Annotated in this window: 23 protein-coding genes; 12 read left to right on the top strand and 11 right to left on the bottom strand. The window is 66.1% G+C overall.

Annotated features, from left to right (window positions below; translation table 11 throughout):
- The first annotated feature begins 79 nt into the window (after positions 1 to 79).
- The 4 genes from echA20 to ipdC are packed head-to-tail and all read left to right on the top strand — an operon-like array spanning position 80 to position 3,514.
- Positions 80 to 835 carry a (7aS)-7a-methyl-1,5-dioxo-2,3,5,6,7,7a-hexahydro-1H-indene-carboxyl-CoA hydrolase gene (gene echA20, locus AC5Y5W_RS00330; protein WP_500008577.1) on the top strand — a complete coding sequence of 252 codons (756 nt, stop codon included), beginning with the start codon at positions 80 to 82 and terminating at the stop codon, positions 833 to 835.
- Positions 832 to 1,710, top strand: a complete 879-nt coding sequence (ipdA, locus tag AC5Y5W_RS00325) for a cholesterol ring-cleaving hydrolase subunit IpdA (protein ID WP_500008576.1) — start codon at positions 832 to 834, stop codon at positions 1,708 to 1,710. The genes echA20 and ipdA overlap by 4 nt, the downstream gene beginning before the upstream one ends.
- Positions 1,707 to 2,450 (top strand): cholesterol ring-cleaving hydrolase subunit IpdB, encoded by a 744-nt coding sequence (ipdB, locus tag AC5Y5W_RS00320; protein ID WP_500008575.1) that lies wholly within the window; start codon positions 1,707 to 1,709, stop codon positions 2,448 to 2,450. The genes ipdA and ipdB overlap by 4 nt, the downstream gene beginning before the upstream one ends.
- A complete protein-coding gene (gene ipdC / locus AC5Y5W_RS00315; RefSeq protein ID WP_500008574.1) occupies positions 2,447 to 3,514 on the top strand; it encodes a (3aS,4S,5R,7aS)-5-hydroxy-7a-methyl-1-oxo-octahydro-1H-indene-4-carboxyl-CoA dehydrogenase in 1,068 nt (355 codons plus the stop codon). The genes ipdB and ipdC overlap by 4 nt, the downstream gene beginning before the upstream one ends.
- Before the next feature lie 3 nt (positions 3,515 to 3,517).
- Here ipdC and AC5Y5W_RS00310 read toward each other — a convergent pair whose 3' ends face one another.
- The 3 genes from AC5Y5W_RS00310 to AC5Y5W_RS00300 form a co-directional block, all read right to left on the bottom strand.
- Positions 3,518 to 4,435, bottom strand: a complete 918-nt coding sequence (locus tag AC5Y5W_RS00310) for an endonuclease domain-containing protein (protein ID WP_500008573.1) — start codon at positions 4,433 to 4,435, stop codon at positions 3,518 to 3,520.
- 120 nt (positions 4,436 to 4,555) lie between these two features.
- Positions 4,556 to 4,933, bottom strand: coding sequence for a VOC family protein (locus AC5Y5W_RS00305; protein WP_500008572.1), 378 nt, complete (start codon positions 4,931 to 4,933; stop codon positions 4,556 to 4,558).
- Positions 4,930 to 5,658 (bottom strand): DUF899 domain-containing protein, encoded by a 729-nt coding sequence (locus tag AC5Y5W_RS00300; RefSeq protein WP_500008571.1) that lies wholly within the window; start codon positions 5,656 to 5,658, stop codon positions 4,930 to 4,932. The genes AC5Y5W_RS00305 and AC5Y5W_RS00300 overlap by 4 nt, the downstream gene beginning before the upstream one ends.
- A 65-nt stretch (positions 5,659 to 5,723) precedes the next feature.
- Between AC5Y5W_RS00300 and AC5Y5W_RS00295 the strand changes: the two genes are divergently transcribed.
- Positions 5,724 to 6,284, top strand: coding sequence for a TetR/AcrR family transcriptional regulator (locus AC5Y5W_RS00295; RefSeq protein WP_500008842.1), 561 nt, complete (start codon positions 5,724 to 5,726; stop codon positions 6,282 to 6,284).
- A gap of 73 nt (positions 6,285 to 6,357) precedes the next feature.
- Here the strand turns inward: AC5Y5W_RS00295 and fadA6 are convergent, their stop codons facing one another.
- The 4 genes from fadA6 to ipdE1 are packed head-to-tail and all read right to left on the bottom strand — an operon-like array spanning position 6,358 to position 10,087.
- Positions 6,358 to 7,506, bottom strand: a complete 1,149-nt coding sequence (gene fadA6, locus AC5Y5W_RS00290) for a steroid 3-ketoacyl-CoA thiolase FadA6 (protein WP_500008570.1) — start codon at positions 7,504 to 7,506, stop codon at positions 6,358 to 6,360.
- 54 nt (positions 7,507 to 7,560) lie between these two features.
- Positions 7,561 to 8,145: a TetR family transcriptional regulator KstR2 gene (kstR2, locus tag AC5Y5W_RS00285; RefSeq protein WP_500008569.1), complete on the bottom strand. Its 585-nt coding sequence runs from the start codon at positions 8,143 to 8,145 to the stop codon at positions 7,561 to 7,563.
- Positions 8,142 to 8,930 carry a (5R,7aS)-5-hydroxy-7a-methyl-1-oxo-2,3,5,6,7,7a-hexahydro-1H-indene-carboxyl-CoA reductase gene (gene ipdF, locus AC5Y5W_RS00280; protein ID WP_500008568.1) on the bottom strand — a complete coding sequence of 263 codons (789 nt, stop codon included), beginning with the start codon at positions 8,928 to 8,930 and terminating at the stop codon, positions 8,142 to 8,144. Before ipdF ends, kstR2 begins: the two co-directional genes overlap by 4 nt.
- Entirely contained in the window at positions 8,927 to 10,087 is a 1,161-nt protein-coding gene (gene ipdE1 / locus AC5Y5W_RS00275) for an acyl-CoA dehydrogenase IpdE1 (protein ID WP_500008567.1), read from the bottom strand. The genes ipdF and ipdE1 overlap by 4 nt, the downstream gene beginning before the upstream one ends.
- Positions 10,088 to 10,171: 84 nt before the next feature.
- Here ipdE1 and fadD3 point away from each other — a divergent pair, with 84 nt between their 5' ends.
- Genes fadD3 through AC5Y5W_RS00240 form a run of 7 tightly spaced genes read left to right on the top strand, consistent with a single transcriptional unit; the run spans position 10,172 to position 17,603 of the window.
- On the top strand, positions 10,172 to 11,692 hold the full coding sequence (fadD3, locus tag AC5Y5W_RS00270; RefSeq protein WP_500008566.1) for a 3-((3aS,4S,7aS)-7a-methyl-1,5-dioxo-octahydro-1H-inden-4-yl)propanoate--CoA ligase FadD3: 1,521 nt from the start codon (positions 10,172 to 10,174) through the stop codon (positions 11,690 to 11,692).
- Positions 11,693 to 12,826 (top strand): acyl-CoA dehydrogenase family protein, encoded by a 1,134-nt coding sequence (locus tag AC5Y5W_RS00265; RefSeq protein WP_500008565.1) that lies wholly within the window; start codon positions 11,693 to 11,695, stop codon positions 12,824 to 12,826.
- Positions 12,823 to 13,776, top strand: a complete 954-nt coding sequence (locus tag AC5Y5W_RS00260) for an acyl-CoA dehydrogenase family protein (RefSeq protein WP_500008564.1) — start codon at positions 12,823 to 12,825, stop codon at positions 13,774 to 13,776. Before AC5Y5W_RS00265 ends, AC5Y5W_RS00260 begins: the two co-directional genes overlap by 4 nt.
- The gene (gene ipdE2, locus AC5Y5W_RS00255) at positions 13,773 to 14,720 is read left to right on the top strand and encodes an acyl-CoA dehydrogenase IpdE2 (protein ID WP_500008563.1); all 948 of its coding nucleotides are present in this window, start codon (positions 13,773 to 13,775) and stop codon (positions 14,718 to 14,720) included. Before AC5Y5W_RS00260 ends, ipdE2 begins: the two co-directional genes overlap by 4 nt.
- Positions 14,721 to 14,729: 9 nt before the next feature.
- Positions 14,730 to 15,893 (top strand): pyridoxal phosphate-dependent aminotransferase, encoded by a 1,164-nt coding sequence (locus AC5Y5W_RS00250; protein WP_500008562.1) that lies wholly within the window; start codon positions 14,730 to 14,732, stop codon positions 15,891 to 15,893.
- Positions 15,890 to 17,140, top strand: coding sequence for a hypothetical protein (locus AC5Y5W_RS00245; protein ID WP_500008841.1), 1,251 nt, complete (start codon positions 15,890 to 15,892; stop codon positions 17,138 to 17,140). Before AC5Y5W_RS00250 ends, AC5Y5W_RS00245 begins: the two co-directional genes overlap by 4 nt.
- Positions 17,141 to 17,159: 19 nt before the next feature.
- Positions 17,160 to 17,603 (top strand): YybH family protein, encoded by a 444-nt coding sequence (locus AC5Y5W_RS00240; protein WP_500021959.1) that lies wholly within the window; start codon positions 17,160 to 17,162, stop codon positions 17,601 to 17,603.
- Positions 17,604 to 17,653: 50 nt separating this feature from the next.
- On the opposite strand, the gene hsaB is transcribed toward AC5Y5W_RS00240, so the two are convergent.
- The 4 genes from hsaB to hsaA are packed head-to-tail and all read right to left on the bottom strand — an operon-like array spanning position 17,654 to position 21,178.
- Positions 17,654 to 18,220: a 3-hydroxy-9,10-secoandrosta-1,3,5(10)-triene-9,17-dione monooxygenase reductase subunit gene (hsaB, locus tag AC5Y5W_RS00235; protein ID WP_500021958.1), complete on the bottom strand. Its 567-nt coding sequence runs from the start codon at positions 18,218 to 18,220 to the stop codon at positions 17,654 to 17,656.
- A complete protein-coding gene (hsaC, locus tag AC5Y5W_RS00230) occupies positions 18,220 to 19,125 on the bottom strand; it encodes an iron-dependent extradiol dioxygenase HsaC (protein ID WP_500021957.1) in 906 nt (301 codons plus the stop codon). The genes hsaB and hsaC overlap by 1 nt, the downstream gene beginning before the upstream one ends.
- Positions 19,125 to 19,997, bottom strand: coding sequence for a 4,5:9,10-diseco-3-hydroxy-5,9,17-trioxoandrosta-1(10),2-diene-4-oate hydrolase (gene hsaD, locus AC5Y5W_RS00225; RefSeq protein ID WP_500021956.1), 873 nt, complete (start codon positions 19,995 to 19,997; stop codon positions 19,125 to 19,127). Before hsaD ends, hsaC begins: the two co-directional genes overlap by 1 nt.
- Complete coding sequence (gene hsaA / locus AC5Y5W_RS00220; protein ID WP_500021955.1) at positions 19,994 to 21,178, bottom strand: 3-hydroxy-9,10-secoandrosta-1,3,5(10)-triene-9,17-dione monooxygenase oxygenase subunit; 1,185 nt, start codon at positions 21,176 to 21,178, stop codon at positions 19,994 to 19,996. Before hsaA ends, hsaD begins: the two co-directional genes overlap by 4 nt.
- Between the last annotated feature and the right edge of the window lie 69 nt (positions 21,179 to 21,247).

Here is a 21,247-nt window from a genome sequence, read left to right as displayed (position 1 = left end):
GGGTCTCCTTCGGTGCGGGTCACTGTGCTAGCGTACCAAGCAAGTGCTTGCTTAGGTAGCCGACCCCAGGGAGTGCCAATTGACGATCACATCCGCCGTCACAGAACCGGGCATCGTCGCGGTCACCGTCGACTTTCCCCCGGTCAACGCCATCCCATCGGGCGGCTGGTTTGAACTCGCCGACGCGCTGACCGCTGCCGGCAACGACCCCGATACCCGCGCAGTGATCCTGCGGGCCGAGGGCCGCGGCTTCAATGCCGGCGTCGACATCAAGGAGATGCAGCGCACGGAGGGATTCACCGCGCTGATCGATGCCAACCGGGGTTGCTTCGCCGCGTTCCGGGCGGTCTACGAATGTGCGGTCCCGGTGATCGCTGCGGTCAACGGCTTCTGCGTCGGCGGCGGCATCGGGCTGGTCGGCAACGCCGACGTCATCGTCGCGTCGGACGATGCCACGTTCGGGCTACCCGAGGTGGAGCGCGGCGCGCTGGGCGCGGCCACCCACCTGTCCCGGTTGGTGCCGCAGCACATGATGCGGCGGCTCTTCTTCACCGCGGCCACCGTCGATGCCGCCACCCTGCACCACTTCGGCTCGGTGCACGAAGTGGTGCCGCGAGATCAGTTGGACGAGGCCGCGTTACGGGTCGCCCGTGACATCGCGGCCAAGGACACCCGGGTGATCCGTGCAGCCAAGGAAGCGCTGAACCTCATCGACGTGCAGCGCGTCAACTCCAGCTACCGCATGGAGCAAGGCTTTACCTTCGAACTCAACCTGGCCGGGGTTTCCGACGAGCACCGCGATGCATTTGCCGGCACGGAAAAGGGCAAGAAGTGAGCGACAAGCGGACCACCTTCGACGACGCCGTCGCGCAGTTGCGCAGTGGGATGACCATCGGGATCGGCGGCTGGGGGTCGCGGCGCAAGCCGATGGCCTTCGTTCGTGCGATCCTGCGTTCGGATGTCAAGGATTTGACCGTCGTCACCTACGGCGGCCCAGACATCGGATTGCTGTGCTCAGCGGGCAAAGTGCGCCGCGTCTACTACGGCTTCGTCTCGCTGGACTCGCCACCGTTCTATGACCCGTGGTTCGCTAAGGCGCGCACCAGCGGCGCGATCGAGGCCCGGGAAATGGACGAGGGCATGCTGCGCTGTGGGCTACAGGCAGCGGCGCAGCGGCTACCGTTCCTGCCGATTCGCGCCGGGCTGGGCAGTTCGGTGCTCGACTTCTTCGAGGGTGAACTGGCCACGGTCCGCTCGCCGTATCCGTCGCCGGACGGGCGGTACGAGACGCTGATCGCGATGCCGGCACTGCGACTGGACGCCGCATTCGTACACCTGAATCTCGGTGATGTCCAGGGCAATGCCGCTTACACCGGTATCGATCCGTACTTCGACGACTTGTATCTGATGGCCGCCGAGAAGCGCTACCTGTCCGTGGAGCGGCTGGTCTCGACCGAGGAGCTCGTCAAGGCAGTACCGCCGCAGGCGCTGCTGGTGAACAGGATGATGGTCGACGCTGTTGTGGAAGCCCCCGGCGGCGCCCACTTCACTACCGCTGCACCCGATTACGGACGCGACGAGAAATTCCAACGGCACTACGCCGAGGCCGCTGCGTCGGAGGAGAGCTGGCAACAGTTCGTCACCACTTATCTGTCCGGCAGTGAAGCCGACTATCAGACGGCCGTGCGTAAGTTCGAGGAGTCCGCATGATCACCCGAGCCGAAGTTTGCGTGATGGCCTGCGCCGAGCTGTTCCGCGACGCCGGCGAGATCATGATCAGCCCGATGACCACAGTGGCCTCGGTCGGTGCGAGGCTGGCCCGGTTGACGTTCTCCCCCGATATCCTGATTACCGACGGAGAGGCACAACTTTTGGCGGACACCCCGACGCTGGGTGCCACCGGCGCCGTCGAGGGCTGGATGCCGTTCGGGCGCGTGTTCGAGACGCTGGCCTGGGGCCGCCGGCATGTGGTCATGGGTGCCAATCAGGTTGACCGCTATGGCAATCAGAACCTGTCCGCGTTCGGCCCGCTACAGCACCCGACCCGGCAGATGTTCGGCGTTCGCGGCGCACCCGGCAACACGATCAACCACGCCACCAGCTACTGGGTCGGCAACCACTCCAAGCGGGTGTTCTGCGACGCCGTCGACGTAGTGTCGGGGATCGGCTACGACAAAGTCGACCCGGACAACCCGGCGTTCCGGTTCGTCAACGTGCACCGGGTGATCTCCAACCTCGGCGTGTTCGACTTCGGCGGTCCCGACCGCACGATGCGGGTACTGACCCTGCACCCGGGCGTATCCGCTGAGGACGTGCAGGAGGCCACCTCGTTCGAAGTACACGGCTTGTCTGATGCGCAAGAGACCCCGCCGCCGGGCGAGGACGAGCTGCGGTTGATCCGCGAAGTCATCGATCCGAAGTCGTTGCGCGACAAAGAAGTGCGGTCATGAGGTTGCGGACGCCGCTGACCGAGCTGGTCGGCATCCAGCACCCAGTCGTGCAAACCGGAATGGGCTGGGTAGCCGGGGCGCGACTGGTCTCGGCCACCGCGAACGCCGGCGGCCTGGGCATCCTGGCATCGGCGACGATGACCGTCGACGAGTTGGCGTCTGCGATCGGGAAAGTCAAGGCCGCCACCGACAAACCGTTCGGTGTCAACATCCGCGCCGACGCCGTCGACGCCGGCGACCGGGTGGATTTGATGATCCGCGAGGGCGTGAAAGTAGCGTCGTTCGCGTTGGCGCCCAAGCAGGAACTGATCAACCGGCTCAAAGATGCCGGCTCGGTGGTGATTCCGTCGGTCGGCGCCGCCAAGCACGCCCGCAAGGTGGCCTCCTGGGGTGCCGACGCGGTGATTGTGCAGGGCGGCGAGGGCGGCGGGCATACGGGCCCGGTGGCGACGACGCTGCTGCTGCCGTCGGTGCTGGACGCGGTGAACATTCCGGTGATCGCGGCCGGCGGCTTTTTCGACGGCCGTGGGCTGGCCGCGGCGCTGAGTTACGGCGCGGCCGGGGTGGCGATGGGCACCCGGTTTCTGCTCACCTCGGATTCCACCGTTCCCGACGCGGTCAAACAGCGCTATCTGGAGTCCGCGTTGAACGGGACGGTGGTCACCACCCGTGTCGACGGCATGCCGCACCGGGTGCTGCGGACGGGGCTGGTCGAGAAGCTGGAAAGCGGCTCGCGGGCACGGGGTTTCACCGCCGCGATACGTAATGCTGGGAAGTTCAAGAAGATGTCGCAGATGACATGGCCGTCGATGATCCGCGACGGCTTGGCGATGCGCCACGGCAAAGATCTCACGTGGTCGCAGGTGGTGATGGCCGCCAACACCCCGATGTTGCTGAAAGCCGGTCTGGTGGAAGGCAACACCGATGCCGGCGTACTGGCCTCCGGTCAGGTGGCCGGCATCCTCGAGGATCTGCCGTCGTGCGCGGAGCTGATCCAGACGATCGTGGCCGACGCCGTCAAACACCTGCAGGCCGCGGCGGCGCTCATCCACCCGCGAGTGTGAATATCACGACGCGACACGCCGATCCATCGTCGTCGATTTCACGCTCGCGGACCGGCCAGCCCACCCGGCTGCGTACATCGCTGCTTCCACGCGACCGATAAACGTGGCCTCACGGTAGCGAAGCAGGTCGGCGCTGACCCGGATGATCACCCAGCCCAGGGCGACCAGTTTCCAGTGCCGGTCGATGTCGCGCTCTCGCTGTTCCGAATCGGTCCAGTGCTGCGGGCCGTCATACTCGATCCCGACCCGAAGGTCTCGGTAGCCCATATCGACCCGTGCCACGAACTCGCCGTACTCGTCGTAAACCATGATCTGGGTCTCCGGCCGGGGTAGACCGGCGTCGACCAGCACCAGCCGGGTGCGTGTCTCCTGCGGGGATTCCGCGCCGCCGTCGACGAGCGGCAGTACCCGGCGGAGTCGGTTCAGGCTCCGTACGCCGGGGTGTGCGCCGATGACGGCCTCAACTTCGTCGATACCGACGCCGGTGGCGTTCGCCAGCGCGTCAAGCCGCTGCAGGCAGCGTAGCCGCGACTCGGTTCGCCGACCGATGTCGAAGGCAGTGCGCGCCGCCCCGGTGACCGCAATCCCGTCGACAGTCACGACCTCGTCCGGCTTCAGGGCGTCGGAGTGCACGACAAGCCTGGGCGGCGGCTTGCGGTTGTCGTGCACCAGCTCGGCGTCGAGGTCCTGACTCATCCACTTGGCGCCCAACAGTGCCGCAGCAGAGTTACCGGCGACTACACCCCGACGCCGCGACCACAACCACGCCGCCTGCGCCCGCTGTAGTGCAGTCAACTCGACCCCCCACGGCGCGTAGACGCCGGGATAGACCGGTTCGTACAGCGTCCGCATTGCGCGCTCGGGGATCGCTTTGTCGGCCAACGCCTCGGCGCCCAGAAACGGCCAGGGCAACTCCCCCATGGCCGAAGCTTGCCAGCAGCCGCCGCATACTGCCTACACCCATACACATGCCCCACGAGTGTGAACCTGACGACGCGACACGCCGTGCCGGCGTCGCCAGATTCCCAGCCGGCGCGGTGATCAGGTCTCCACGACCATCAGCGTGTGTCCGGTCGGGTCACGGAACCAAAACAGTGGCGGAACGGGTTCACCCGCTCGCGATACCTGCGCATCGACGTCGACCCCGAGCTCTTTCATCGCCTGGTGGGTGGCGTCGATGTCACTGGTGGTCAACGTGATACCGGTGACGGTCGGCTGCACCGGTCCGCTATCCGGCGGTGGCGGAGCAAGTGCGATGCCGGTGGTGCCCTCGGGCGGGTACACCTCGATCCACCGATAGCCGCCATGGAACGGCTGGTCGGTTCGCTTCTCGAAGCCTAACGACTCGTAGAACGCGACCGCTTTGTCCTGGTCGGGTGTCGGTACGCATACCAAGCTGATCGTGGTCAGGCCGGTCATCGTGCTCCTTCTGGTTGGGTGTTTCCGTACGCTCGAGCGATCTCCTGCGAGCCGGCCCAGCCGCTGTAGGTGGGACGCTGAGGCCAACCGTCCGGCGAATCCTGCCACTCTTCTTGGCGGCCGTACGGCAGTAGATCGATCAACGCAAACGAGTGACTCAGCTGTTCGGTGCCGCGTCCATTGGTGTGCCAGGTGCGATACACCGTATCCCCGCGACGCAGAAACACATTCACACCGAACCCGCCGCCCGGTGGGGCGCCGACGTCGGCGCCGAACGAACTGTTGGCAGTCGAATACCAGGTCATCCGATTGCCCACCCGCCGCTTGTATGCGAGTGCTTCGTCGATCGGTCCCTGCGTGACGATGACAAAGCGGGCGTCGTAGTTGTCGAGGAATTCCAGGCGGGTGAACTGCGAGGTGAATCCGGTGCAGCCCGGGCATTGCCATTCCTCGCCCGGAAACCACATGTGGTGGTAGACGATCAGCTGCCGTTTGCCGTCGAACACGTCGACCAACCGGATCGGTCCGTTCTCGTCTTCCAGCACGTAGTCCGGCATCTCGACCATCGGCAGGCGCCGTCGGTGCGCGGCTATCGCGTCGAGCTCGCGGGTGGCCGCCTTCTCACGGACGCGCAGCGCATCCAACTCGCGCTGCCAGGTCTGCTGGCCCACGACGGGCGGCAATCCAACGGTTCTTACCAAGGCACCTCCGTTCACGATGTTCACGCCGTCAACATGATAATGTTCACACCGTACACTTCGGTCCCGAGAATGGTCAAGAGTTGGGCGACGTGAAGACCGGTTACCACCACGGCGATCTGCGCGCGGCACTGATTGACGCAGGCCTTGAACTCACGCGGACCGGCGGGCCGGAGGCACTCACCATCCGGGAAGCAACTCGACGCGTTGGAGTTTCGCCTAACGCCGCGTACCGTCACTTCGCCGACCGCGAGGCGTTGCTGCGGGCCGTTGCGACGGCCATCCAGCACCGGATGGCTGCCCGGATGCAGACGTCGGTGCGGCGGGCTTCTGAGCGGCTGCGAGCGGTAGGACTCGGCTACATTGGATTCGCGCTCGATGAGCCCGGCTGGTTTTCGGCAGCCTTCTTGGGCGAAACTACCAGTGCACCATCGTATCTGGCGTTGGTCGAGGCACTGGACGCCATGGTGGACGCTGGCGTGCTTCCACCATCCCGGCGCGACGGCGCCGAGTGGCCCTGCTGGTCGGCGGTGCACGGGTTCGCCGAGCTGGCCCTGCACGGACCGTTAAGGCTGTCGAGTCGCGGTGAGGTCGACGCGCTCGCTCACCGCACGGTCGACGACATCATCGCTGGCGTGTCACGCCGAGCGTGAAACAGGCGACGCGACACGCCGGTGACGCGTCGTGAGCTTCACACTCGGCGGCGCGGCGGGCCGAGCTTCGCGGCTACAACCGTTCGATGATGGTGACGTTGGCGGTACCACCGCCCTCACACATCGTCTGCAAGCCGTACCGGCCGCCGGTGCGCTCGAGCTCGTTGAGCATGGTGGCGAACAGCTTGGCCCCGGTAGCACCGAGCGGATGACCCAGCGCGATCGCACCGCCGTTGGGATTCACCTTCTCCGGGTCGGCCTTGACCTCCTTGAGCCACGCCATAACGACCGGTGCGAACGCCTCGTTGATCTCGACCACGTCGATGTCGTCGATGGACAGCCCGGTCTTCTCCAGCGCATAGCGGGTCGCCGGGATGGGGCCGGTCAGCATGAACACCGGGTCGGCGCCGCGGGCGCTGATGTGGTGGATGCGGGCTCGCGGCGTGAGCTTGTGGTCCTTGACGGCCTGCTCGGAGGCCAACAGCACCGCGCTTGCGCCGTCGGAGATCTGGCTCGCCACCGCTGCGGTCAACCGGCCGCCCTCGGCCAGGGTCTTCAGTGAAGCCATCTTCTCCAATGACGTCTCGCGCGGGCCCTCGTCGATCCGGAACCCGTCGACCTCGACGATCTCGTTGTCGAAGCGACCGCCGTGGATCGCCGCCAGCGCACGCTGGTGGCTGCTCAGCGCAAACTGCTCCATTTCTTCGCGGGAGATGTTCCACTTCTCGGCGATCAGCTCCGCACCGCGGAACTGCGAGATTTCCTGGTCGCCGTAACGGTGCAGCCAGTTCTTCGACTCGCTGGTGGGAGAGGTGAATCCGAACTCCTTGCCCACCACCATCGCCGACGCGATCGGGATCTGGCTCATGTTCTGCATGCCACCGGCCAGGATCACATCCGCGGTGCCGGACATGATCGCTTGCGCGCCAAAGGAGATCGCCTGCTGGCTGGATCCGCACTGCCGGTCGACGGTGACACCTGGCACCTCTTCGGGGTAGCCGGCCGCCAGCCAGGCGTTCCGCCCGATGTTTCCGGCCTGCCCGCCCAGTGCGTCCACACAGCCCACCACGACATCGTCGACGGCGCCGGGGTCGACGTCGACGCGGTCGAACAAGCCGTGAAACGCGGCTACCCCCAAGTCGATCGGATGCACGCCGGCCAGCGATCCGTTGCGCTTGCCGACCGCGGTCCGCACGGCGTCGATGATGTACGCGTCAGTCATCAGTGTCGCTCCTCCTCATCGCTTCGCTCTGCATCGTCGCCGACACGAACCATTTCAGACTCCTTCTCTATTTGCGGTGATTCCGCCCAGGACTATCGCGAGGTATTGCTGACCCACTTGTTGAGCGGTGAGCGGTCCGCCGGGCTGATACCAGCGCACCGACACCCAGGTGGTGTCGCGGATGAATCGGTAGACCAGGTCGACGTCGAGATCGGGGCGCAAGTAGCCCTCCTCGATCCCCTGGTGCAGCACGTCGACCCACATCTTGCGCTGCCGCTTGTTGAGGTCTTCGACGTAGGAGAACCGGGGCTGCGACGTGAGCCGTTTGGCCTCGTCCTGGTAGATGACGACTTGCGCGTGACGATGTTCGATCGCGTCGAACGACGCCATGAACAGGCCCTTGAGCCGCTCCAACGGATTGGGTTCGGTGTCGATGATTTCCTGGTAACGGTCAAACAGCCAGTCCAGAAAGCCACGCAGCACCTCATCGACCATCTCCTCCTTGGAGGAGAAGTGGTGATACAGGCTGCCGGACAGGATGCCTGCGCCGTCGGCGATATCGCGGACGGTCGTCGCGCGCAGGCCGCGCTCGGCCATCATCGTCGCGGCGAGCTCCAGGAGTTCTTCACGCCGGGTCATGGATGTTGGCTCGATACCGAAATCACTTCTCCGGTCAGATAACTGGAGTAGTCGCTGGCCAAGAACGCGATCGTGGCGGCCACCTCCCACGGCTCGGCCGCGCGGCCGAATGCTTCGTCGGCCGATAGCTGGTCGAGTAGTTCGGCCGAGGTGGTCTTGTCGAGGAATTTGTGCCGGGCGATGCTGGGCGACACCGCGTTGATCCGCACACCGTATTCGACGGCCTCGACGGCGGCGCAGCGTGTCAGCGCCATCACTCCGGCTTTCGCTGCGGCATAGTGCGATTGGGAGTGCTGCGCGCGCCAGCCCAGGACGCTGGCGTTGTTGACGATCGCACCGCCGTGGCCGGCATCGCGGAAGTAACGCAGCGCGGCACGGGTGGCGCGGAATACCGATGTCAGCGTGACGTCGAGCACGCGGTCCCATTCCTCGTCGGTCATGTCGGCCACCGGGGTTTGCCCCCCCAAACCGGCGTTGTTGACCAGGACGTCGACGCGGCCCAACCGTGCGGTGGCAGAAGCGATCAGCGCGTCGATTTGTGCGGTGGAGGTGACATCGCAGAGCACGTGCTCGACGCGGCCCAGTCCCAGTGCGGACAGTTCGCCGGCGGTCTCGCCCAGTCGTCGTTCATGGTGGTCGGAGACGACGACGTCGGCCCCCTCCAGCAGCGCACGCCGCGCGGTCGCCGATCCGATGCCGGTACCCGCGGCGGCGGTGACGACCACGACCTTGCCGGTCAAAAGACCGTGTCCGTCAATCTCTTTCGGTGCGCTGGCAAGCGTCATCCCTTGATCTCCCGGGGCAGGCCGAGCACCCGCTCGGCGATGATGTTGCGCTGGATTTCATTGGAGCCGCCGTAGATGGTGTCGGCCCGGGTGAACAAGTACAGGCGCTGCCATTCGTCGAAGTCACCGTCGGTCAGCGCCATGCCCGCCTTGCCCCGCACGTCCATCGCGATCTCGCCCAGCTCCCGATGCCAGTTGGCCCACAACAGCTTCGATACGTTATCTTTTCCGGCGGCCCGGCCGCCTCCCTCGGCGTCCATGGTGGCCAGGGCATAGCTGCGCATCGCCCGCAGGCCGGCCCAGGACCGGGTCAGTCGTTCCCGGATCAGCGGATCGTCGGCGGCACCGGTGCGCTTGGCCAGCTCGACGACGCCGTCGAGTTCGCGCGCGTAGACGATCTGCTGCCCGAGCGTCGAAACGCCTCGCTCAAATGTCAGCGTTCCCATCGCGACCCGCCAGCCGTCGCCGGACGCGCCGACCACCAGACCGGCGTCGGTGCGGGCGTCGTCGAAGAAGACCTCGTTGAATTCCGAGTCACCGGTGAGCTGGACGATCGGGCGGATCTGCACCCCGGCCTGGTCGAGAGGCACCAGCAGATAAGACAATCCGGCATGGCGCTTGGAGCCCTTTTCGGTGCGCGCGATGACGAAGCACCACTGCGCCCAATGCGCCAGCGACGTCCACACCTTCTGGCCGTTGATCACCCACTCGTCGCCGTCGAGCACCGCGGTGGTGGACACGTTGGCCAAATCGCTACCGGCGCCCGGCTCGGAGTAGCCCTGGCACCACAGTTCAGTGACATCGAGGATCTTGGGCAAAAACCGCTGTTGTTGCTCGGGGGTGCCGAACTCGATCAACGTCGGCCCCAGCAGTTCCTCACCGAAGTGGTTGACCTTGGCGGGCGCGTTGGCGATCGCGTACTCCTCGTAGAACGCCACCCGGTGGGCGACGGACAGACCGCGCCCGCCGTGTTCGACCGGCCATCCCAGGCAGGTCAGCCCCGCCGCCGCCAAATGCCGGTTCCAGGCACGTCGCTCCTCGAAGGCCTCATGCTCACGGCCCGGACCGCCGAGCCCCTTGAGCGCGGCGAACTCACCGGTCAGGTTCGCGGCCAGCCAGTCGCGGACCTCGGCCCGGAACTCCTCGACGTCCTGCACCCCTGTAGGCTAACCTACCAAGCACTTGCTTTGTTAGCCCCTGGGTCATTTCGGTCGGCGTGGGGCGAAGTTAGAGGAGCGTCGATGTCGAGCGATCCGCAGACCATTCCTGCGGTGCTGGATCGCATCGCTCGCGACCTACCCGAGCATGCTGCCCTGGTCACCCCGGACCGCAGCCTCACCTTCGGCGAGTTGCGCGACGAGGTGCGCCAAGCCGCGGCGGCGATGATCAACCTAGGCCTCGGCGCCGGGGATCGGGTAGCGATTTGGTCGCCGAACACCTGGCACTGGGCGGTCGCCTGCCTGGCCACCCACTACGCCGGCGGCACCGTGGTGCCGCTGAATACCCGCTACACCGCGGCCGAGGCCACCGACATCCTGGCCCGGACCGAAGCTCCACTGCTGGTAGCAATGGGTGAGTTCCTCGGCGCGGACAAGGTGGCCGATCTGCGCCGCGAGGCCCTGCCTGCGTTGCGTCATATCGTGCGGGTGCCGATAGAGGCGGACGACGGCACCTGGGACGAATTCCTCGCGCGCGGCACCGACCTGGCTGTCGCCGACGCCCGGGCCGCCGCGGTGCGCCCCGACGACGTTTCCGACGTGCTGTTCACGTCCGGCACCACCGGTCGCAGCAAAGGCGTGTTGTGCGCCCATCGTCAATCGCTGGCCGGGTCGGCGGCGTGGGCGGCCTGCGGCAAGATCACCACCGACGACCGCTACCTGTGCATCAACCCGTTCTTCCACAACTTCGGCTACAAAGCCGGCATTTTGGCCTGCCTGCAAACCGGCGCCACGCTATATCCGCAGCTGACTTTCGACCCGGAGCGGGCGATGCAGGCCGTGGCCGACCACCGGATCACCGTGCTGCCCGGCCCGCCGACCATCTACCAGACGCTGCTGGATCATCCGCGCCGCGGCAGCTATAACCTGAGCTCGTTGCGGTTCGCGGTCACCGGCGCAGCGACGGTGCCGGTGGTGCTGATCGAGCGGATGCAGACCGAGTTGGACATCGACATCGTGCTGACCGCCTACGGTCTGACCGAATCCAACGGATTCGGCACCATGTGCCGCGCCGACGACGACGCCGTCACCGTGGCCACGACCTGTGGTCGCCCGATCGCCGGCTTCGAGCTCCGTATCGGTGAACAGGGTGAGGTGTTGCTACGCGGACCCAACGTGATGCTCGGCTACCTCGACGATTTCGAGGCCACGGCGGCGACGGTGGACGCTGAGGGCTGGCTGCACACCGGCGACATCGGAAAGCTCGATGCCGCAGGGAATTTGCAGATCACCGACCGGCTCAAGGACATGTACATCTGCGGCGGGTTCAACGTCTATCCCGCGGAGGTCGAGCAGGTGCTGGCCCGGCTGGACGGCGTGCTCGACGCCGCGGTTATCGGCGTCCCCGATGAGCGGCTCGGCGAGGTCGGTCGCGCGTTCCTGGTGACGCGACCAGGATGCGGTCTCGACGAGCAGGCGGTGATCGCCCACACCCGTGAACATCTGGCGAATTTCAAAGCCCCCCGTTCGGTGAGGTTTGTCGACACGCTGCCCCGCAATCCCGGCGGCAAGGTGGTCAAACCGCTATTGCGAGAGATGTCGTAGATGGACCTTGATTTCGACGATGCAACGCTGGAGTTCCAGCATGAGGTGCGCGAGTTCCTGGCCGCGAACAAAGCGGCATTCCCGACCAAGTCGTACGATACGGCCGAGGGCTTTGAGCAGCATCGGCGTTGGGACAAGGTACTTTTCGATGCCGGCTTGTCGGTGATCAGCTGGCCGCAGCGCTACGGCGGGCGGGACGCGACGCTGTTGCAGTGGGTGATCTTCGAAGAAGAGTATTTCCGGGCCGGTGCTCCCGGGCGTGCCAGCGCCAACGGCACCTCGATGCTCGCACCCACATTGTTCGCACACGGCACCGAGGAGCAGCTGGACCGCATACTGCCCAAGATGGCCAGCGGCGAGGAGATCTGGGCGCAAGCCTGGTCGGAGCCCGAATCCGGCAGCGACCTGGCGTCGTTAAGATCAACCGCTACCAAGACGGACGGCGGCTGGCTGCTCAATGGTCAGAAAATCTGGAGTTCTCGGGCACCGTTCGGCGAGAAGGGATTCGGACTTTTCCGCTCTGATCCCCAAGCCGAACGCCACCGCGGCCTGACCTATTTCATGTTCGACCTGAAGGCCGACGGGATCACCGTGCGCCCGATCGCCCAACTCGGCGGCGACACCGGCTTCGGTGAGATCTTCCTCGACGACGTCTTCGTGCCGGACGTCGACGTGATCGGCACCGTGCACGACGGCTGGCGGGCCGCGATGAGCACGTCGAGCAACGAACGCGGCATGTCGCTGCGCAGTCCGGCGCGTTTCCTGGCCGCCGCCGAGCGGCTGGCGCAGCTGTGGAAGAACCAGGGCGACAGCGCTTTCGGCGAGCAGGTGGCCGACGCGTGGATCAAGGCGCAAGCGTATCGACTGCACACCTTCGGTACCGTGACCCGATTGACCGAGGGCGGCGAACTCGGCGCCGAATCGTCGGTGACCAAGGTGTTCTGGTCCGATTTGGACGTCGCAATCCACCAGACTGCGCTGGACATCCGCGGCACCGACGGCGAACTCGCCGACCCGTGGACTGACGGGTTATTGTTCGCGTTGGGCGGCCCGATCTACGCAGGCACCAACGAGATTCAGCGCAACATTATCGCCGAGCGGCTGCTGGGCCTGCCCCGGGAGAAAGCCAAATGAGATTCGACCTCGACGCGCAGCAGCGCGACTTTGCGGCCAGCATCGATGCCGCGCTTGCGGCGGCCGACGTGCCAGGTGCGGTCCGCGCCTGGGCCGCCGGCGACACTGCGCCGGGCCGCAAAGTGTGGACACAGTTGGCCGACTTGGGTGTCACCGCGTTGCTGGTGCCCGAACGGTTCGACGGTCTCGACGCGCAACCGGTCGACCTGGTCGTCGCGCTGGAACGGCTCGGACGCTGGTGCGTGCCCGGTCCGGTCACCGAATCCATTGCGGTAGCGCCGCTTCTGCTGGGTGACGACGAGCGCTGCACAGCGCTGGCGGCCGGAGAGCTGATCGCCACGGTCGCCCTGCCGCCACAGGTGCCGCGCGCCGTGGACGCCGATACTGCCGGGCTGGTGTTGCTGGCAGACACCCGGGTGAGCGCGGCCGAAGTCGGGCAGTGCCACGAGTGCGTCGATCCCAGCCGTCACCTGTTCGACGTCACCGCCACCGGCACGGCGTGGGATGCCGACGTCGCGCGGGCCGACGAATTCGGCGCACTGGCCACCGCTGCGCAACTGGTCGGCGCCGGGCAGGCCCTCCTGGACGCCGCCGTCGACTACGCCAAGCAACGCGCCCAGTTCGGCCGGGTGATCGGCTCTTACCAGGCGATCAAGCACAAGCTGGCCGACGCGCATATCGCCATCGAGCTGGCCCGGCCGCTGGTGTACGGTGCCGCGCTGTCGCTGGCCACCGACTCCCCCGACACCGTCCGCGATGTCAGCGCCGCCAAGGCCGCGTCATCCGACGCCGCGCTGCTGGCGGCGCGCGCCGCGCTGCAGACTCACGGCGCCATCGGCTTCACCGCCGAACACGACCTGTCGTTGTGGCTACTGCGGGTGCAGGCGCTGCGGCCCGCCTGGGGTGGCCCCGCTGCGCATCGCCGACGGGTACTGGAGGCGCTGACATGACAGCAACTGACGAACGTGAACTGCTGCGCGAAACCGTCGCCGCGCTGGTGAACAAGCACGCCTCGCCCGAGGCGGTGCGCGTGGCGATGGAATCGGACCGCGGCTACGACGAATCACTGTGGCGGCTGCTGTGCGAGCAAGTCGGCGCGGCGGCCCTGCTGGTGCCCGAGGAATACGGCGGTGCCGGCGGCAGTTTGGGTGACGCTGCCGTCGTCCTGGAGGAGCTCGGCAAGGGTTTGGTGCCCACTCCGCTGCTGGGAACCACACTGGCTGAGCGGGCGCTGCTCGCTGCCGACGAGCCGGACGCCGAAACTTTGGAGCAACTGGCCGAGGGCGCGACAATCGGGGCGGTGGTGTTCGACCCCGATTATGTGGTCAACGGTGATATCGCCGACGTCGTGGTCAGCGCGGCGGACGGCAAGCTCAACCGGTGGACCGAGGTCACCGCCGAGCCCGTCGCCGCGATGGATCCCACCCGCCGGCTTGCCCGCGTCGCGGCGCAGAGCAGCACACCACTGGGCGCCGACCCCGGCATCGCCGACACCGCGGCCATCCTGCTGGCCGTCGAGCAGATCGGTGCAGCAGCGCGCTGCCTGGACCTGACCGTCGACTACACCAAGGAGCGGGTGCAGTTCGGCCGGCCGATCGGCAGCTTCCAGGCGCTCAAGCACCGGATGGCCGACCTGTACGTCGCAGTGCAATCGGCCCGTGCGGTCGTCAACGACGCTGTGGCCGAGCCGTCGCCGACAACGGCCGCGCTGGCCCGCATCGCGGCAAGCGAAGCGTTCAGCGCGGTGGCCGCCGAAGGCATTCAGCTGCATGGCGGTATCGCGATCACTTGGGAACACGACATGCAGCTGTACTTCAAACGCGCGCATGGCAGTTCACAGTTGCTCGGCCCGCCTCGCGAGCACTTGCGGCGGCTCGAGTCACAGGTGCTCTAACCTGGGCGCATGACCGATCGCGTCGCGCTGCGCGCCGGCGTCCCGCCGTTCTACGTGATGGACGTGTGGCTGGCGGCCGCCGAGCGGCAACGCACCCATGGCGATTTGGTCAACCTGTCGGCGGGGCAGCCCAGTGCCGGAGCCCCCGAGCCGGTGCGCGCCGCCGCGGCCGAGGCGCTACACCGCAACCAGTTGGGCTACACGGTGGCACTCGGTATTCCGGAGCTGCGCGCGGCGATCGCCGCCGCGTACTTGAGGCGGCACGGACTGGAAGTCGACGCCGATGACGTGGTGGTGACGACCGGATCGTCGGGCGGGTTTCTGCTCACCTTTCTGGCCTGCTTCGACGTCGGCGATCGGGTGGCGGTCAGCAGCCCCGGCTACCCCTGCTACCGCAACATTCTCGCGGCGCTCGGTTGCGAGGTCGTCGAGATCCCATGCGGACCGGATACCCGATTTCAGCCCACCGCGCAGATGCTCGCCGAGATCGACCCGCCGCTGGCCGGCGTGATCGTGGCAAGCCCGGCCAATCCGACCGGGACGGTCATCCCGCCGGCCGAGTTGGCGGCGATCGCGTCCTGGTGCGACGCCGCCGGGGTGCGACTGATCAGCGACGAGGTCTACCACGGGCTGGTCTACGCGGGCGCACCGCAGACCAGCTGCGCTTGGCAGACGTCACGGAATGCGGTGGTGGTCAACAGCTTTTCCAAGTATTTCGCGATGACGGGCTGGCGGCTGGGCTGGCTGCTGGTACCGACCGAGTTGCGCCGGGCAGTGGACCGCCTGACCGGCAACTTCACCATCTGCCCGCCGGTGCTGTCGCAGTACGCCGCCGTCGCCGCGTTCAGCCCGGAATCCGCCGCCGAAGCCGACGGGCATCTGTATCAGTACGCGGTCAACCGCAGGCGGTTACTTGACGGCCTGCGCGACATCGGGATCGATCGATTGGCACCGACCGACGGTGCGTTCTACGTTTATGCCGACGTCTCGGACTTCACCACCGACTCGATGAAGTTCTGCTCGAAACTCTTGGCGGACACCGGTGTAGCGATCGCACCTGGTATCGACTTCGACACCGCAGCGGGCGGCTCATTCGTCCGGCTGTCGTTCGCCGGGCCCGCGTCGGATATCGAGGAGGCGCTGAGCCGCATCGAGCCGTGGCTGCGGCGGTGAGCCTCGTCATCTCCGAGCTCGAGCGGGCTGCGCTGGCCGAGGTGTCGCAGTTCTCGCTGTTTGCCGCCATCACCGGGCGGCGGTCACGACGGTTCCCGGTCGGCGGCGCGATCCCCGCCGGTGCATTGGCTTTCACCAGTAGCCGACCGGTCCAACCGCTATCCGAAGTCGAACGGGCGCTGGTGCTTTCGATGGCAGCCGGTGTCACCGGCTGGCACAGCGGCATCACACACCACCCCGGCTACGCGCCATCGCTACCGAATTACTCGGGCAGCGCGACCGGTCGCACTTTCCCGTCGGCGGCAGGCTTCCACACCAGCCAACTGTTCTTCACCGACGACACCGGCTGCTATCTGTTGCCGACCCGTGACGAGCAACCACGCGAGTTCCACAGCATCGAGGAATGGATCAGCCATACCGCGGCGTCCTACGTGCGGACTTCAGCCACGCGCCTCGAACTGCCGCGCGTGGAGCCACATATGGAAGGCCACAACATCTGGATCGGCAACCATCCGGGCAGTCTGCTCGCGTTCCCGGCGGCCGACCTCGCCGAACACTTGATGGAAAACCTGTGGTTCTTCGCCGCCAACGGCTACCCGATTTTCGACGACATCACCGGGCGCACAATCCCCGGCATCGAACAGTTTTCGTCCCTCGGGCATGCCGACGACCCGGTTCCGCTGTCATTCGTCGAGCATTACACGCTCACCGAGGCCAGCGCGGAACTCGCCATCGCCGCCAATAACGGGATGCTGGCGCTGCAGGCGATGGGACTCGGTGGCTGGATCTACGACGGACTGAATCGACTGTCGGTGCTCGACGGGTTGGGCTTTGCCGCCGACGATGATCAGCGGTGGCCATTCCCGAATGTCACCGGGCTACCCGGATACTTCGAGACCCTCAGCCCACCGCATGTCTCCTCGGTGGCGGCGGGCGTCGAGAAACTCGTTGCGCGAAAGTTCGGCCCGGGCGGCCCTTTCGACCCCGAGACGCCAGGGCCGTGGTCGGATTCTCCGAAGGTGCGCGGGTCCGCGTTACCGCCGGCGGGCATCCAGGAAATCGTCACCGTTGAGGCGTCCCACATCTACGACACCTTCGGCAAGCTGCCCGGCACCGTGCCGACCGTGCACGTGTTGATGTATCTGCAGGCGCAACATCTCGACACCGAGTTCTACGACGAGTTCTTTCTGCCGGGCGCCTACCTGCAGACCCATGCCGACCACCAGGATCGCTGGCACAAGCAGTAGTCGGCTTACGATCCGAAGCATGATGGACTTCTCGGACCTGGCACAGCAGGATCAGCAGGCGATCGGCAAGACGCTGCTGGCATTGCTGCGCGGGTTCGATGATCGCGACGCCGACGCGCTAGGCGCGGTGTACTCCGACGACGCCGACTGGGTCAACGCCTTCGGCACAGTCAAACGGGGACGCGATGAAATCGTCGGCTACCTGAGCGGCCTGTTTCAGGATGAGAACTTCAACCGGGGTGAACTTGTCGATGCACCGGAGACGACGTTCCGCGTGTTGACAGCAGACGTCGTTCTGGTATCTGCGCATCTCAAAATCCGAGGACAGGGTCTGGTGGGCGGCGGGACCTTGGACCGAGACAACTTCTCGTTGCGAGCCCTGCAGCGTCAAGATGATGGATCTTGGCTCATCGTGTCGGAGATGTTTCAGGACGCCAACACCGAAACCACTTACGAGCACTGATACCACGACGAGCGTCGACAGCCTGTGCGCCTGACTGCACGAACCCGCGCCTACAGCCAGGTGTCCTGGGTGGTGGTCGTCAGGAAGGCCTCGAGGTCGTCGCGCCACTGGGCCGGTGTGGTCTTGTCCGGTTCGATGCCGGTGTAGTCGCCGCGGTAGAACAGCAGCGGCCTGGGCTTGATCTTGGGGACTTCGGAGAGCGACTGGACCGCGCCGAACACCACAAAATGGTCGCCGCCGTCGTGCACCGACGCGACCGTGCAATCGATGTAAGCCAGCGAGCCGTCGATGACGGGCGAACCGAGTTCTGATGGGTTCCAGTCGATTCCGGCGAACTTGTCCGGCTCCTTGGATCCGAACCGCGCGCAGACGTCCTTCTGGGATTCGGTCAGCACGTTGACGCAGAACTTTCCGCTGGCTTCGATGGCCTGCCAGGAGCGCGACACCTTGGTCGGGCAGAACAGCACCAACGGCGGCTCCAAGGACAGCGCCGCGAACGACTGACAGGCGAATCCGACCGGGACGTCGTCGTGCACGGTGGTGATGATGGTGATCCCCGTGCAGAACTGGCCCAGCGCCTGCCGGAAGGCGCGCGGGTCAATCGGCGCAGCAGCCATTACTGCCCGCGAGCGCCGACCGTGAAGTCATGGCCCCACAGGCTCACCGCGGTGCTTTCCCGCGCGATCCAATCGTGGTCGTCGACTTGTCGTCCCTCGCAACCGAATTCGACGTCGAATCCGCCCGGCGTCTTCATGTAGAACGACAGCATCAGATCGTTGACGTGCCGGCCCAGGGTTGCCGACATCGGCACCTTGCGGCGCAGCGCGCGGTCCAGGCACAGCCCTACGTCGTCGGCGTTCTCCACCTCGACCATCAGGTGGACGATGCCGCTCGGGGTGGGCAGCGGCAGGAAAGCCAGGCTGTGGTGGCGCGGATTGCAGCCGAAGAACCGCAGCCATGCCGGCGCTCCGTCGGCGGGGCGGCCGACCAATTGCGGCGGCATCCGCATGGAGTCGCGCAGTTTGAAACCGAGCACGTCGCGGTAGAAGTGCAGCGCCTCGGCATCGTCGCGGGTGGAAAGCACCACGTGGCCCAGTCCCTGCTCACCGGTGACGAACTTGTGCCCGTACGGGCTGACCACCCGGCGGTGCTCCAGCGCGGCGCCGTGGAAGACCTCCAGGCAGTTACCCGACGGGTCCTGGAACTGGATCATCTCGTCAACACGCCGATCCGCCAATTCGGCGGCGGTGGCTTCCTTGTACGGGGTGCCCTCCACGTCGAGCCGACCCCGGATTTCCTGCAGACCTTCGGCATTCGCGCATTCCCAGCCGGCCACCGAGAGCCGGTCATGTTCACCTGGGACGATCACCAACCGCGCCGGGAAATCGTCCATCCGCAGGTACAGCGCACCTTCGACAGCGCCGCTGCCCTCGACCATGCCGAGCACCTTGAGCCCGTATTCACGCCAGGCGGCCATGTCGGTGGCCTCGATGCGCAAATAACCCAGTGAGCGGATGCTCATCACGCACCTCCCAGGAAATCAACCGTCAACTTGTTGAACTCGTCGAACTTCTCCACTTGTGCCCAGTGTCCACATTGCCCGAAGATGTGCAGTTGCACACGCGGAATCGTCTTCACCGCCACCAGCGCCCCGTCCAGCGGGTTGACCCGGTCCTCACGCCCCCAGATCAGCAGCACCGGCTGGCGCAACCGGTAGGCCTCACGCCACATCATGCCCAGCTCGAAGTCACCCGAGGAGAACGATTTCCCCATCGCCTGGGTGGCCGCCAGCGACTCCGGAGTGCTCGCCAGTTCGAACCGCTGGTCGATCAGCTCGTCGGTGATCAGCTTCTGGTTGTAGACCATCACCCGCAGGAATGACTCGAGGTTTTCTCGGGTCGGCGCCATCGAGAACTTCGACAGCCGCTTTACACCCTCGGTGGGATCCGGGGCGAACAGGTTGACGCTCAGCCCGCCCGGACCCATCAGCACCAGTCGGCCGGCGCGATCCGGGTAGTCCAGTGCGAACCGAACCGCGGTGCCGCCGCCCAGCGAATTTCCCACCAGCGGAACACGTTCCAGGCCGAGCTGGTCGAAGAGGCCCTTGAGAGCCCTGGCCGCATACCGGTTGAACTGCCCATGCTCTGGCCGTTTGTCGGAGTGACCGTAGCCGGGCTGATCGACGGCGAGGATGTGAAACCGCTCGGCGAGCACCGCGATGTTGGCCGACCAGTTGGTCCAACTCGACGCACCCGGACCGCCGCCGTGCAGCAGCACCACCGTCTGCGGATTGCCCACGCCGGCCTCGTGGTAGTGCAGTTTCAGCGGGCCGTCGACGTCGACGTCGACGAAACGCGACGTGGATTCGAACGTCAGCTCTTCGGTGGCGGTCATACCATCGTGTCGCCGGGGGGCAGCCCGAATTCGTGGTTTCCGAAGATGACGTACGCGCGCTCGGGGTCATTGGCCGCATGCACTCGCCCGGCGTGCGCGTCACGCCAGAAGCGTTGAACCGGAGCGTCATTGGCCAGCGCAGTTGCGCCCGAGGCCTCGAACAGCCGGTCGATCGAGGCGATCGCCCGGCCGGTGGCGCGCACCTGGTCGCGACGGGCCCGGGCACGCAACTCGAACGGGATCTCCTTGCCGGCGACCAAGCACGCGTACTCGTCGCTGACGTTGCCGATCAACTGGCGCCACGCCGCGTCGATGTCGCTGGCGGCCTCGGCGATCCGCACCTTGGCGAACGGATCGTCTTTGGCCTTCTCGCCGGCGAACGCCGCACGTACCCGCTTGCCCTGGTGCTCGACGTGCGCGTCGTAAGCACCGTAGGCCATGCCGACGATGGGAGCCGAGATTGTAGTGGGATGCACTGTGCCCCAAGGCATCTTGTAGACCGGTGCGGTGTTGGTCTCATACCCGCCGGCACTGCCGTCGTTCATCGACTTGTAGGACAGGAACCGGTGCCGTGGCACGAACACGTCCTTGGCGACCACGGTGTTGCTGCCGGTGCCGCGCAGGCCGACCACGTGCCAGACGTCGTTGATCTCGTAGTCGGTGCGGGGGATCAGGAAGCTGCCGAAGTCGACGGGCCGGCCGTCTTTGATGACCGGGCCGCCCAGGAAGGCCCAGGTGGCGTGGTCACAGCCCGACGACCAGTTCCACGAGCCGCTGACCAGATAGCCGCCGTCGACCACGGTGCCCGCCCCCATCGGAGCGTATGAGGACGAAATCCGCACCGTCGGGTCCTCGCCCCAGACCTCCTCCTGGGCTTTCTGGTCGAACAGCGCCAGATGCCAGTTGTGCACGCCGATGATCGAGCCCACCCAACCGGTCGAGCCGCACGCGCTGGCCAGCCGCCGCGCCGCCTCGTAGAACAACGCCGGGTCGCACTGCAGGCCGCCCCACTGCTCGGGTTGCAGCAGCGTGAAGAAGCCGACGTCGTCGAGCGCCTTGACGGTCTCCTCGGGCAACCGGCGCAGATCCTCGGTCGCCTGGGCACGCTCCCGCAGCTGCGGAAGCAAGTCGTCGATGCCGGCTAGGACCGACTGCGCGTCACGCTGTTGAATGGACGTCACTGCTGATGCCTCCTGGGAGTGCTGACTTACAACAGAGACTAGAACACGTTCCGATTTGTGTCGAGCAGG

This window comes from Mycobacterium sp. NGS51, from assembly GCF_059812525.1.
Note: the sequence above shows the minus strand (reverse complement) of the source record. Positions and strands in the feature narration are given on the sequence as shown.